General features: G+C 29.4%; 10 protein-coding genes, 1 rRNA gene and 1 pseudogene (1 of these 12 running past the window's edge). 9 read left to right on the forward strand and 3 right to left on the reverse strand.

Annotation, left to right across the window (positions count from 1 at the left end; genetic code table 11):
- The first annotated feature begins 87 nt into the window (after positions 1–87).
- On the forward strand, positions 88–1194 hold the full coding sequence (locus tag ABXT58_RS00570; protein ID WP_415304139.1) for an acetyl-CoA carboxylase carboxyltransferase subunit alpha: 1107 nt from the start codon (positions 88–90) through the stop codon (positions 1192–1194).
- On the opposite strand, the pseudogene secA reads toward ABXT58_RS00570, so the two are convergent.
- Positions 1189–3758 (reverse strand): annotated as a pseudogene (gene secA / locus ABXT58_RS00575) (preprotein translocase subunit SecA). The gene ABXT58_RS00570 and the pseudogene secA sit on opposite strands and share 6 nt — an antisense overlap.
- Before the next feature lie 66 nt (positions 3759–3824).
- Between secA and argJ the strand changes: the two are divergent.
- Complete coding sequence (gene argJ / locus ABXT58_RS00580; protein ID WP_415304140.1) at positions 3825–5126, forward strand: bifunctional glutamate N-acetyltransferase/amino-acid acetyltransferase ArgJ; 1302 nt, start codon at positions 3825–3827, stop codon at positions 5124–5126.
- 41 nt (positions 5127–5167) lie between these two features.
- A complete protein-coding gene (locus ABXT58_RS00585) occupies positions 5168–5596 on the forward strand; it encodes a DUF1178 family protein (protein WP_415304141.1) in 429 nt (142 codons plus the stop codon).
- On the opposite strand, the gene ubiG is transcribed toward ABXT58_RS00585, so the two are convergent.
- A complete protein-coding gene (ubiG, locus tag ABXT58_RS00590; RefSeq protein ID WP_415304142.1) occupies positions 5593–6315 on the reverse strand; it encodes a bifunctional 2-polyprenyl-6-hydroxyphenol methylase/3-demethylubiquinol 3-O-methyltransferase UbiG in 723 nt (240 codons plus the stop codon). The two genes, ABXT58_RS00585 and ubiG, sit on opposite strands and share 4 nt — an antisense overlap.
- Before the next feature lie 66 nt (positions 6316–6381).
- On the opposite strand from ubiG, the gene ABXT58_RS00595 reads away from it, so the two are divergent.
- Genes ABXT58_RS00595 through ABXT58_RS00615 form a run of 5 tightly spaced genes read left to right on the forward strand, consistent with a single transcriptional unit; the run spans position 6382 to position 11098 of the window.
- Positions 6382–7593, forward strand: a complete 1212-nt coding sequence (locus ABXT58_RS00595) for an aspartate kinase (protein ID WP_415304143.1) — start codon at positions 6382–6384, stop codon at positions 7591–7593.
- 3 nt (positions 7594–7596) lie between these two features.
- Positions 7597–8697 carry a flavodoxin-dependent (E)-4-hydroxy-3-methylbut-2-enyl-diphosphate synthase gene (ispG, locus tag ABXT58_RS00600; protein WP_415304144.1) on the forward strand — a complete coding sequence of 367 codons (1101 nt, stop codon included), beginning with the start codon at positions 7597–7599 and terminating at the stop codon, positions 8695–8697.
- Entirely contained in the window at positions 8697–9770 is a 1074-nt protein-coding gene (prfA, locus tag ABXT58_RS00605) for a peptide chain release factor 1 (RefSeq protein ID WP_415304145.1), read from the forward strand. The genes ispG and prfA overlap by 1 nt, the downstream gene beginning before the upstream one ends.
- Position 9771: 1 nt before the next feature.
- Positions 9772–10614 carry a peptide chain release factor N(5)-glutamine methyltransferase gene (gene prmC / locus ABXT58_RS00610; protein ID WP_415304146.1) on the forward strand — a complete coding sequence of 281 codons (843 nt, stop codon included), beginning with the start codon at positions 9772–9774 and terminating at the stop codon, positions 10612–10614.
- A 16-nt stretch (positions 10615–10630) separates the two neighbouring features.
- The gene (locus ABXT58_RS00615) at positions 10631–11098 is read left to right on the forward strand and encodes a DUF4167 domain-containing protein (protein ID WP_415304147.1); all 468 of its coding nucleotides are present in this window, start codon (positions 10631–10633) and stop codon (positions 11096–11098) included.
- Here ABXT58_RS00615 and ABXT58_RS00620 read toward each other — a convergent pair.
- Entirely contained in the window at positions 11095–12399 is a 1305-nt protein-coding gene (locus ABXT58_RS00620; protein ID WP_415304148.1) for a peptidoglycan DD-metalloendopeptidase family protein, read from the reverse strand. The genes ABXT58_RS00615 and ABXT58_RS00620 overlap by 4 nt on opposite strands.
- Positions 12400–12729: 330 nt before the next feature.
- Between ABXT58_RS00620 and ABXT58_RS00625 the strand changes: the two genes are divergently transcribed.
- Positions 12730–13338, forward strand: a 16S ribosomal RNA gene (locus ABXT58_RS00625) (it continues 866 nt past the right edge of the window).

A 13338-nucleotide genomic window follows, 5' to 3' on the forward strand; every position in this document is an offset into this window, starting at 1 on the left:
CTTGTTAATATAATTAAGTCAAATATTAAATATTTAAAACATTTTATTGCCTTTTTTGACAATTAATTAATAATTAAAATTATTCATATGAAAAATTATTTAAATTTTGAAACAGATATTAAAAATTTAGAAGCTGAAATAGAAAAACTAAAAGATCCATATAATCAAGATGGACTTTCAGAGGTGGATACAAAAAAAATTTCTAAGTCTCAAGAGGAAATAGATAAAAAATTACAAGAGCTTTATTCTAACCTTGATCCGTGGCAAACAACCTTAGTTGCTAGACATGAAGATAGACCTAAAGCTAAGTTTTTTATAGATAATTTATTTGAAGATTTTATCCCATTATCGGGAGATAGATTTTATGGAGAAGACAAATCAGTATTAGCTGGATTTGCAAAATTCAATAAAAAATCAGTTTTAGTTATAGGTCAAGAAAAAGGTGATAGCCTTGAAACTAGAATTGAAAGAAATTTTGGAATGATGAGACCTGAGGGTTATAGAAAAACTATTAGATTAATGAAGCTTGCAAATAAATTTAATATTCCAATAATTTCTTTTATAGACACTCCAGGTGCATACCCGGGTGTTGGGGCCGAGGAAAGGGGTCAAGCTGAGGCAATTGCAAAATCGATAGAATGTTGCATGTTATTAAGTGTACCAACATTTGCAATTGTTATTGGAGAAGGTGGATCTGGTGGAGCAATAGCCTTAGCCTCATCCAATAAAGTTATCATGCTAGAAAATGCAATCTATTCAGTAATATCTCCTGAAGGGTGTGCAACAATTTTATGGAGAGATCCCAAAAGAACACTCGATGCGGCAAGAGCAATGAAGTTATCTTCAAAAGATCTTTTAGAATTGAAAGTAATTGATGAAATTATTCCAGAACCAATTGGAGGGGCTCATAGAGATAGAGATTTAATTTTAGACAATGTAAGAAAATCTATTGAAAATAACTTAAATGAATTCTTTAACATGACTGGAGATGAAGTTTTAAACCATAGAAAAAATAAATTTTTAACCATTGGAAGGTCAAAAGGATTTGTCAGTCAATTAGATGATTTGAGTGCACTAAGTATGAAAAAAAATAAAGTAAATACATTTATTGAAAACTTTTGTAGATCAAAAATAAATTTAGGAATTTCTTTTGTTATAATAGTTTTGTTGGGTTGCTTTATATTTTTCCTATAAAGCGCCACAGCAATTCTTAAACTTTTTACCTGTAGCCTCACATTTTTCATTTCTTGAAATTTTTTCTCCCTTTTTTTTTAGTAGTAAACATTTGGGGTTATTTGAAATTTCTATTTCTTTTTTTTAAAATTATTATCCTCATTATTTTGTTCATGTATTATTTTTAAATTGATTAAAATTGTTACAAAATCAATTTTTAGTTTATTTAGTAAATTTTCAAAAAGATGAAAGGCTTCTTTTTTATATTCAACTAATGGATCTCTCTGACCATAAGCTCTAAGTCCTATAACCTGTCTTAATTGTTCAAGATATTGAATATGTGACTTCCAATTTAAGTCGATGCATTGAAGAAAAATTCTTTTTTCAATTTCTTTTGCTTTTTCTTCATCTAGCATTTTAATTCTTTCTTTTCTTGATTGTAAAAATTTAGAATTAATTTTTTCTTTAAAATCTGGGTCTTTTAAATTAGTTAAATTTTCAAACTCATTATCATCGACATTTTTTCCAAGTAAAATTTTTAATTGATTATTAAATTCGTTATTCTTAACTCTTGATAACTTTTGAGCTTTTAGGCTAATTAAATGATCTGTAATTTCTGATAAAAATTCATCTGAATAGTCAAAAACCTTTTGGCTATTCATTACATTGTTTCTTTGAGAAAATATTACATGTCTTTGATCATTTAAAACATCGTCAAATTTAAGTAAATTTTTTCTTATATCAAAGTTTCTTGCTTCAACTTTTTGTTGTGCTCTTTCAAGTGCTTTATTAATCCAAGGGTGGTCAATACTTTCACCGTCTTTTAATCCTAGCTTTTGTAAGATGGTATTCATAGATTCTGAGCCAAAAATTCTCATTAAATCATCTTCTAAGCTAACATAAAAAATTGAACTTCCTTCATCCCCTTGACGTCCAGCCCTTCCTCTTGCTTGGTTATCAACTCTTCTAGATTCCATTCTTTCAGTGCCAATCACATATAATCCACCTAATGATTTTATCTTGTTCTTGTTTACTAAAAGTTCTTCGTCAGGTTGGCTTCCTTTTTTCCCACCTAGTTGAATGTCAACTCCTCTTCCCGAAATACTTGTAGTAATTATAACTGAGTTCATTTTTCCTGCATTTGCTATGATTTCAGCTTCATTTTCATGATTTTTTGCATTTAAAACAACATGTTTTATTTTTTCATCATTTAGTAATTTTGAATAAATTTCAGACTTATTAATACTGGAAGTAAAAACTAAAATTGGCTGTCCTTTTTTGTGACATTCAACAACTTTTTCAATGATGGCTTTATTTTTTTCCAATTCAGTTCTAAAAATTTGATCGTTCCAGTCTTTTCTAATCATCTTTTTATTGGTGGGTATAATAACAACAATTAAATTATATATTTCATAAAATTCTTGAGATTCAGTTGCAGCAGTTCCAGTACATCCAGAAATCTTATTATAAAGTTTGAAATAATTTTGATAGGTTATAGATGCAAGTGTTTGGTTTTCAGCCTGTACATCAATTTCTTCTTTTGCTTCAAGAGCTTGATGAAGTCCATCTCCAAACCTTCTTCCTTCCAAGATTCTTCCAGTAAGCTCATCGATAATTTTTAACATCCCATCTTTAATTATATAATCTTTTCCTTTTTCAAATAGATGATTTGCTCTTAAAGACTGATTAACATGATGAACTAAGCTCAGGTTTTCAGGATCATAAAAGTTATTATTTTTTAAAATTCCTGCATTAGAAAATATTTCTTCCACATTATTTATTCCATCATTTGTAAGTAAAATATTTTTATCTTTTTCATCAATTTCATAATGTTTGGGTGTTAGTCTTTTAACTAATTTATCGATTGCAAGATATTGCTCTGTTTTATCTTCAGCGGCTCCAGAAATTACCAATGGAGTTCTAGCCTCATCAATCAAGCAGGAATCTATTTCATCTACAATAGTATAAACATGACCTCTTTGAACCATTTGTTCTTTAGTGAGCTTCATATTATCTCTTAGATAATCAAATCCTAGTTCACTGTTAGTTGCGTATGTAATATCAAAATTATAATTTTTCTTTCTTTCGTAATCATCTTGATCATTATTTATATAACCAGAAGTCAATCCTAAAAATTTATAAATTTCCCCCATTTCTTGTGAGTCTCTTTTGGCCAAATAGTCATTAACGGTAACAATGTGAACACCCTTATCAAGCAAGGCATTTAGATAAGCTGCAAGACTTATGGTAAGTGTTTTACCCTCACCAGTTCTCATTTCTGCAATTTTTCCCTCGTGAAGAACAACGCCACCTATTATTTGAACATCGTAATGTCTTTCATTTCTGGTCCTTTTTGATGCCTCTCTTACGAGCGCAAAAGCTTCAGGTAATAGATCGTCGACACTTTTGCCCTCATTAAGCTTTTCTTTAAGTTCATTTGTTTTTTTAGGAAACTCTTCATCGGTAATCTCTTTAATTATAGCCTCATAAGAATTAACCTTTTCAACAATTTTAGCTATGCGATCAAGCTCTTTTTGATTGCTTGATTTAATGAACTTTGAAAGAAAATTTAAAGGATTAAGCATCTGATTTTTTTGATATATAATTAATTATAACTTTTAATATAAGTATTAAATAAAAATTTTAAATAGATGTCATTAAACCTTAAAAACTTTATAAACACTCAAACTTTCAACTCTAAAATGAACGACTTTCAAGATCTAGAGCATATAGATGGAGTTTCCATATCAGCCATTTGTGCAAATTTATATACCAAACCAAGAGATGACTTGGTTATGTTCTATTTCAGAGATGGGGCAAACTATGCCTCTGTTTATACACAATCAAAAATAGTTTCAGAAAATATAAAATGGAACTTGAATATAAAAAGTAAAAAAATAAAATCTCTTATAGTCAATACTAGAAATGCTAATGCTTTCACAGGCAAAGATGGATACAGAGGTTTAAAAGAAATTGCAAAAGAGGTATCCATCAAGTTATCAGAAAAACAAAAAAAAGACGAGGATTATCCAAAAAAAATATCCGATAATGAAATTCTTTTTGGGTGCACAGGAACAATAGGAGAAAAATATCCAGCTGAAAAAATAAAAAAGAATATACCAGAATTGATTAAAAAAATTAAGTATGTTCAAAATAAGCTTATCTGGATGAAGGCTGCACTAGGTATCATGACAACTGATTTAAAACCAAAGCTTGCAATGGAAGAGTGCAAAATTGGAAATACAAAAGTTAAAATCTATGGAATAGCAAAAGGTTCAGGAATGATCTTTCCAAATATGGCAACCACATTAGGTTATATTTTTACAGATGCAGACCTTTCAAATGACATCTTAAGTAAATTGCTTAAAAAAAATATTGATACAACTTTTAATGCAATAACTTGTGATGGTGACACAAGCACAAATGATATGGTCTCAATTTTTTCAACTGGTAAGGTAAAAAATCCAATTATAAATAATATTAATGATAAAAAGATAGTTAACTTTGATAAAGCTTTACACTCCGTTTTATTAAACTTGTCAAAAAGAATAGTTAAAGACGGTGAGGGAGCCAGTAAATTTATAACAGTTAATGTTGTTAAATCAAAAAATGATAAAGATGCTAAAAAAATTGCATTTTCTATTGCTAATTCAAAACTTGTTAAAACAGCTATTGCAGGTGAAGATCCAAATTGGGGAAGAATTATAATGGCTATTGGTAAATCTAACGTTGATATAAATTTAAAAAAACTATCAATTCAATTTGGTAAAATAAAAATTATAGAAAAAGGACAACTTGTAAAAAATTATAAAGAGAGTGATGTAGCAGATTATATGAAAAATCAATCAATAGATGTTTCAATAAATCTTAATATGGGTTTAAAAAACTTTACTGTTTACACCATGGATTTGACAAAAAAATATATAGAGATCAATGCTGATTATAGAAGTTAATTGGATATTGAATTAAGTATATTAACCATTAACTATACTACATGATCAAATACAGACTTATTTGTAAAGATTGTGAAACTATTTTTGATAGCTGGTTTTCTTCTTCTAAAGAATATGAGAGATTAAAAAAAAAAAATTTTATTAACTGTCATACTTGTAATTCATTAAGTATAGAAAAAACTTTAATGTCACCTAGTGTATTTATCCCAAAGAATAATTCTAAGGCCGATAATAAAACTCAAAAATATAAAAAAACAAAGAAAGCAATTTTAAAATATCAAGAATTTATTAAAAAAAATTTTGATTATGTTGGTGAAAATTTTGCTTATGAAGCAAGGTCTCTTCATTATAAAAATAAAAAAGCTTCAAAAGGGATTTATGGCACTACAACAAAACAGGATCTTAAAGAATTAAAAGAGGAAGGTATACAAGCAGAAATAATACCATGGATAAAAAATAATATAAATTAATTTTTTTTTAATTTAACAATATAATTAACAGATGTGTCCTTACTTATTTTCCAGCTATTATCTAATAAATTAAATTTCATACCATCTAATTTTTTTAGAGATAAACTATTTTTTTCTGAAATTTTTATTAAATCATTAGGTTTGACAAATTTTTCCCAATCATGAGTTCCTATAGGTAGCCATTTTAAAATATATTCAGCTCCTATAATTGCGAATGCATACGACTTTAAAGTTTTATTTAAAGTTGCTACAAACATTATACCATTTTTTTTTAACAGTTTTGCGCTCTCATTAATAAAAAAATCTATATTCTCAACATGCTCAACTATTTCCATATTTAAAATTACATCAAATTTTATATTAGTTTTTAATTTTTCTGGTGATGTAACTTTATAGTTTATTTTAAGCTTGTTTTTTTTTGCATGAAATTTTGCAACTTCAATATTCTTTGTTGAAGCATCTATTCCAAGTACATTAGCCCCCAATCTACACATTGGCTCAGATAATAATCCACCACCACAACCAATATCCAGCAAGTTAATTTTTTTTAATGGCTGTTCTGAAGGTTTAATTTTGAAATCTTGAATTATATTTTCTTTTATATATTTAATTCTTATAGGATTAAAATTATGTAGAGGTTTAAATTTTCCGTTAGGATTCCACCATTCTTCAGCAATTTTAGAAAATTTTTCTATTTCTTTTTTATTTATTGAATTCATAATAGATGACTTGTGGACATAACAATTAAGATGTATTTTATCAATATTAATTAAACAAAATTATCAATGAAAACTGTTGTATTAAAATTTGGTGGAACTTCTGTAGGAAATATAAGCAGAATTAAGAATGTAGCTAAAATTATAGCCACTTATAAAAAGAAAAAATTAGGAGTAATTGTGGTCTCTTCTGCAATGAGTGGGACAACCAATCAATTGATTAAACAAACAAAAGAATTGAGTAAAAATTTTGATGCAGCCGAATATGATGTTTTGCTATCTACAGGCGAACAAGCAGCATGTGCATTAATTGCTGGCAGATTAAAGCATCTTGGGTTTAGGGCTAGATCTTGGATGTCTTGGCAGGTGCCAATTATTACTGAGGGTCCATATAGTTCATCAAGAATTAACACGATTAATAAAAATAAAATATTCAGTTATATGAAATCAGGTGGAATACCAATTATTACCGGTTTTCAAGGAATCAATTCAGATGATAGAGTTACCACATTAGGCAGAGGAGGAACTGACGCTTCAGCAATAATGTTAGCAAAATTTTTTAATGCTGATGCTTGTGATATCTATACAGACGTAGATGGTGTATACACAACAGATCCAAGAAGTCATTTAAAAGCAAAAAAAATTGATAAAATTTCTTATGATGAAATGCTTGAAATGGCATCTCTAGGAGCAAAAGTTATGCGGCCAACATCTGTACAGGATGCTAAATTAAATAATATAAGCTTTTCAGTTAAATCTTCATTTGTAAAAAAGAAAGGAACTTTAATAACAAATAATAAAAAATCTTTTAGCGATCAAATTATAACAGGAATTACATCCACAAAAAATGATGCCAAGGTTACAATGATTGGTGTTAAGGATAAGCCCGGTGTTGCAGCTTCTATTTTTAAACCATTGTCACTTAACCAAATAAATGTAGACATGGTTGTTCAAAATATTTCATTAAATAGCAAAGAAACAGACTTAACTTTCACTATTAAATCTGAAGATTTAAAAAAAACCGAAAAAATTATAAAACAAAATAAAAAAATCTCTTTTAGAAAATTCACACAAGATAGTAATGTTTCTAAAGTATCAATTATAGGGGTTGGCATGATTACAACGCCTGGAATTACCTATAGAATGTTTCAAGCGCTAGCATCAAAAAAAATTAATATTATGGTTATTTCAACTTCTGAAATAAAAATTTCAGTTTTGATATCTAACAAGTATGTAAAAAAAGCTATAGCTGCCCTTCATAAAGAATTTAAATTAGATTAAATAATGAGCTTAAGACCATTTAGAGATATTCATAGAAAGAAAACAAAGGTTATAAATGTTGGTGATGTAAAAATAGGTGGAGATAATCCTATTTCTGTTCAATCAATGACAAATACATTAACCACAGACATTCAAGCAACCATTAAACAAATTAATGATATTCACGAAGAGGGTGCTGACCTTGTCAGAGTTTCTTGTCCAGATGAAGAATCTTCTTTGGCGCTTAAGGAAATTACTAAGAATGTTTCTGTACCAATAATTGCTGATATTCATTTTCATTACAAAAGAGCCATTGAAGCTGCAGAAAATGGTGCAAAATGTTTAAGAATTAATCCAGGTAACATAGGTGATAAATCAAAAATACATGATGTATTAAGTGCAGCCAAAAATAATGACTGCTCGATAAGAATAGGCGTAAATGCGGGCTCGCTTGAAAAAGATATTTTAGAAAAATATAAAGAGCCATGTCCTGAAGCCTTAGTTGAGAGCGCACAAAGAAATATCAAAATTCTAGAAGACCAAGATTTTTTTAATTTTAAAATTAGTGTTAAATCTTCAGATGTTTTTTTATCTATAGCTGCATATCGTCAACTTTCAAAAGTTACAGATTATCCTTTGCACCTAGGAATTACAGAAGCAGGTAGTTTTATTTCGGGGAGTATTAAATCTTCAATAGGTTTAGGATCACTTTTGATGGATGGGATAGGCGATACAATAAGAATTTCATTATCTGATGATCCAGTTAAAGAAATTAAAATAGGTAATGAAATATTAAAGTCACTTAATTTAAGAAATAGAGGTGTGCGAATTATATCCTGCCCATCTTGTGCAAGACAAGCTTTTCAAGTAATTGATACTGTCAAAACACTAGAAGAAAAACTTTCTCATATTAAAACTTCTTTAACTCTATCAATTATTGGCTGTGTAGTTAATGGACCGGGAGAAGCGGCAATGACCGACATAGGCATAACAGGAGGTGGAAAAGGGAATAATATGCTTTATTTATCTGGTATTCAAAGTGAAAAAGTTTTATCAGAAGACATAATATCAAAAGTTGTAAGCGAAGTAGAAAAAAAAGCCGCTGAACTTGATAAAAAATTATAATGATACCTCTAAAAACTATTGAAGATTTAATATCTAAGCACTCTTTATTGGAGAAAGAGTTATCAACAGGTGACGTAGATAAAAAACTTTTTGCTGAAAAATCAAAAGAATATTCAGATTTAAATGATGTAATAGATGATGCTAAAAAATATTTTTCATATGAAGAAGACAAAATAGATTTAGAAAAAATTTTAGGTGATACTGATAGTGATGCTGAGTTTAAACTAATGGCTGAAACTGAATTAAAAGACCTCAAGTCAGAAAATGAAATAATAGAAAAGAAATTAAAGTTATTCTTATTACCTAAAGATGAGGCAGATAAAAAAAACGCAATTATAGAGATTAGAGCTGGCACGGGCGGTTTAGAAGCAAGTTTGTTTGCTTCAGACCTTTTTAAAATGTATGAAAAGGTTAGCCATCAAAAAAAATGGGAATTAGAATTAATAAGCATGTCCCAGAGTGAGGCAGGTGGACTTAAAGAAGTCATTGCATCAATTAGGGGGAAAAATATTTATTCAACACTGAAGTATGAAAGTGGAGTTCATCGTGTTCAGAGGGTTCCAGATACAGAAACTCAAGGAAGAATTCATACATCTGCTGCAACAGTAGCTGTTTTACCAGAAGCAGAAGAGGTTGATATAAAGATAAATGACTCAGACCTAAGGATTGATGTTTTTAGAGCTGGTGGCCCAGGAGGACAATCTGTAAATACAACTGATAGTGCTGTCAGAATCACTCATATTCCAACTGGATTATCTGTGTCTCAACAAGATCAAAAATCACAACACAAAAATAAAGCAAAAGGAATGTTAATTTTGAGATCAAGATTGTATGAGCTTGAAAGATCAAGAATAGAAGGTGAAAGATCACAAGATAGGAAGAGTAAAATAGGAACTGGAGATCGTTCTGAAAGAATTAGAACATATAATTTTCCACAAGGAAGGGTAACAGATCATCGTATTAATCTAACGTTACACAAGCTTGAAGCTTTTTTAGAAGGTGAGGCCTTTGATGAAATGGTAGAAAGCCTAACACTACAAGCGCAAGAAGAGAAATTGAGTAATCTTAATTAAAATGAATATAGAAAATACTCTAAATGAGGGAATACGTATCCTAAAACAAAGTAGAATTCCTAATCCTCAGCTTGATAGTGAGATATTATTATCTAATTCCATTAAGAGAGATAAGAAACATATCATTTTAAACCCTAAAGAGTTTTTAAACTCAGAACAGGCGAAGATATTTAAAAATTTAATTGAAAGAAGAAAAAAAGGGGAACCCATTGCATACCTGATAAACAAAAAAGAGTTTTGGAAGGATAATTTTTTTGTTAATAAAAATGTATTAATTCCAAGACCTGATACTGAGTTAATAATAGAACAAGTTATAAAAATTTATTCAAAAGATTCACAATTGCAGGTTTTAGATATTGGAACTGGCTCTGGATGTATTCTTTTATCCATACTAAAAGAGAGGCCTAATTTTTATGGAACTGGAATAGACATCTCTAAAAAAAGTATAAATGTAAGTAAACTCAACGCAAAACAACTGAACTTAACAACTAGAGTAAAGTTTTTTCATTCTAGTGTTGACAATTTTAAATTAGGGAAATATGATCTTATTGTTTCAAACCCTCCTTATATTGAATTATTTAATTTAAAATATTTGGAAAAAGATGTTATTAACTTTGAACCAAAGTTAGCTTTAAGTGGTGGGTTTGATGGGTTTTCAAAAATCAGAAAAGTTATTAATAAAGCAAAAACTCTGATTAAGAAAAATGGAAAATTTATTTTAGAGATTGGATTTAATCAAAAAAATAAAGTTAAAAAAATACTAAGAGAAGAAGGGTTCTACGTAAACAAGGCCATAAGAGATTATGGAAATAATGATCGCTGTATAATCAGCACTAAAATTTAAATTAAAAAATAAAAATATGGTAACATTTAGAAGTAATAATAATAGAAGACCTCCCTTTAGAAGCAATAATAATAGAAGACCTCCTTTTAGAAGCAATAACGAAGGGTCAAAATTTTCTAACAATGATAATTTTCAAAGGAAAGTCCCAGGTAGAAATAATCACAATGCCTCAAAACTGATTGAAAAATATAATGATATGGCTAGAGAAGCTCTTACTAATGAAGATAGAGTTTTATCTGAAAATTACTTTCAACATGCAGATCATTTTACGAGAGTTCAAAATGAGCAAGAAAGTCTTAGAATGGCAAGAGTTAATTCTTCTCCAGTAGAGGTGGTTAAGCCGATTGAGCCTGAAGTTAAAGTTGAAAAACCATTTAAAACAGAATTAGAAACTGTTAACAAAACAGTTCTAAAGCCTGAAGTTAAAAGGGTTGTAAAGACTACTGAAAAAAAGACTGCAGAAAAAAAACCTGCTGCAATTTAATTTAATCCAATAATTAATTCTGATTTTAAAACATCTAACTTAATTTTTGTAACTTCAAATATTTTTCTCTCTTTACTTTTTAGAGTTTTTCCAGAAGGTAACTTTAATTTTTGGGAGTTAATTTTTTTTCCGTTTTTAATCACTTCATAATGTAAATGTGGTCCTGTCGATTTTCCAGTTGATCCAACATATCCAATTATTTGACCTTGTTTAACTCTCAAGCCTTCTTTTATTCCGCGTGCAAAATTTTTCATATGAGCGTAGATAGTTTCATATGTTGAGTTATGTTTTATCTTCACACAATTGCCACCACCACCACACCATCTAGCTCTAGTAATAACACCACTACCAGATGCCATTATAGGTGTGCCCATTGGTGCTGCAAAATCAGTTCCTCTATGCATTTTATTATAGCCATCAATGGGATGTTTTCTCATTCCGAATGAAGAAGAAAGTCTTGCACCATTAATAGGTGTTTTCATTAATGCCTTCTCAACACTCTTTCCATTTTTATCATAGTGTCCTTCACTTCCTTTTTTATCAAAATAATATAAAGAATTATTTGTTCCACTTAATTTAAGATCTGCAAAAATAACATTTCCCGTTTCAAATACTTTGCCATTATCATCCTCAAATACTTCATACATAATCTGAAAATTATCATTTTTTCTAATATCTCTTTGAAAATCAACTTGGAAACCATAAATCCTTGCAAACTCAATAATTATATTAGGCTGAACATTCAAATCAACTGCAGTTCTATATAAGCTCTGTGTAATTTTTCCTTCTTTAAAAATAATCTTTTTATTTAAATTTGTAATGATTATTTTTTTTTCAAATAAACCTGTATCTAAATTTTTAGTTAATTTAATCTTTTCAGTTCTCGATATTGGAAACAAAAAAGAGGTAATTTTTTTATTGTTTGACTGATCAATTGTAAATTTTATATCAAGATTAGTTTTAAGGTTATTTAAATTATAATCTGAATTTAAATTTTTTTTAATTTCTATAATTTCTTCAGCTGAAATAGAGTAGTTATTTAGTATTTTATCAAATGTTTCACCGCTCGAAATTTTATGATCTATATTTTTATATCGTGGCTTTAAATTATCAAAAATTTGATTAACACTTTTTTGAAAGTAGATATTATTTATTACTTCTTTATAATCTTCATTAATTGATATTTTATTATTATTATAAAATGTAGTGCTAGCGATAGTAATTAATAGCAATAGAAGAAGAAAGAGGAATTCAATATTTCTCTTAACCAATTTTATTATATTATTTAAACTAAATATCATCTGGAATTTTTAATTATTAATTTAGTAATGAGCAAAAATCAAAAAAAACCTTGTATTTACTAAGTATTTTTTCATTTATTTAAATGCTAAATGCTTGATTTACTTTTATTTTAGCTTATAAGCACCACACTTTCTCAATAAAATTATTGTTTAAACAATAGATTAGTGAGGATTATTGGGCGTTTTTAAACCCAATTAGCTATTTAAAAAGTAAAAATTTAAGAAGAGAAGTGTGGACGGTTAAGGTTACCAAAATTTGTCGTACACACTTCAAAATCGTATGGATTGTATTCTTACAATTTATATATGAAGCTAGTGTGCGCCGTTTTTTAACTTGAGAGTTTGATCATGGCTCAGAACGTACGCTGGCGGCACGCCTAACACATGCAAGTCGAACGAAGTAGCAATACTTAGTGGCAGACGGGTGAGTAACATGTGGGTATCTACCCTTTGGCCTGGAATAACACGAGGAAACTTGTGCTAATACCGGATAAGTCTTTACGGAGAAAGCTTTATGCACCATTGGATGAGCCCGCACTTGATTAGTTTGTTGGTAGGGTAATGGCCTACCAAGACTATGATCAATAGCTGATTTGAGAGGATGATCAGCCACATTGGGACTGAGACACGGCCCAAACTCCTACGGGAGGCAGCAGTGGGGAATCTTGCACAATGGAGGAAACTCTGATGCAGCGATGCCGCGTGAGTGAAGAAGGCCTTTGGGTTGTAAAGCTCTTTCGTCGGGGAAGAAAATGACTGTACCCGAATAAGAAGGTCCGGCTAACTTCGTGCCAGCAGCCGCGGTAATACGAAGGGACCTAGCGTAGTTCGGAATTACTGGGCTTAAAGAGTTCGTAGGTGGTTGAAAAAGTTGGTGGTGAAATCCCAGAGCTTAACTCTGGAACTGCCATCAAAACTTTTCAGCTAGAGTATGATAGA

Source organism: Candidatus Pelagibacter sp. Uisw_090 (assembly GCF_047717845.1).
Lineage (GTDB): Bacteria > Pseudomonadota > Alphaproteobacteria > Pelagibacterales > Pelagibacteraceae > Pelagibacter.

Excerpts from the sequence above, each read along its gene's own strand:
- ABXT58_RS00570 (WP_415304139.1), top strand. The coding sequence starts at position 88 with ATGAAAAATTATTTAAATTTTGAAACAGATATTAAAAATTTAGAAGCT.
- argJ (WP_415304140.1), top strand. The coding sequence starts at position 3,825 with ATGTCATTAAACCTTAAAAACTTTATAAACACTCAAACTTTCAACTCT.
- ABXT58_RS00585 (WP_415304141.1), top strand. The coding sequence starts at position 5,168 with ATGATCAAATACAGACTTATTTGTAAAGATTGTGAAACTATTTTTGAT.
- ubiG (WP_415304142.1), bottom strand. The coding sequence starts at position 6,315 with ATGAATTCAATAAATAAAAAAGAAATAGAAAAATTTTCTAAAATTGCT.
- ABXT58_RS00595 (WP_415304143.1), top strand. The coding sequence starts at position 6,382 with ATGAAAACTGTTGTATTAAAATTTGGTGGAACTTCTGTAGGAAATATA.
- ispG (WP_415304144.1), top strand. The coding sequence starts at position 7,597 with ATGAGCTTAAGACCATTTAGAGATATTCATAGAAAGAAAACAAAGGTT.
- prfA (WP_415304145.1), top strand. The coding sequence starts at position 8,697 with ATGATACCTCTAAAAACTATTGAAGATTTAATATCTAAGCACTCTTTA.
- prmC (WP_415304146.1), top strand. The coding sequence starts at position 9,772 with ATGAATATAGAAAATACTCTAAATGAGGGAATACGTATCCTAAAACAA.
- ABXT58_RS00615 (WP_415304147.1), top strand. The coding sequence starts at position 10,631 with ATGGTAACATTTAGAAGTAATAATAATAGAAGACCTCCCTTTAGAAGC.
- ABXT58_RS00620 (WP_415304148.1), bottom strand. The coding sequence starts at position 12,399 with ATGATATTTAGTTTAAATAATATAATAAAATTGGTTAAGAGAAATATT.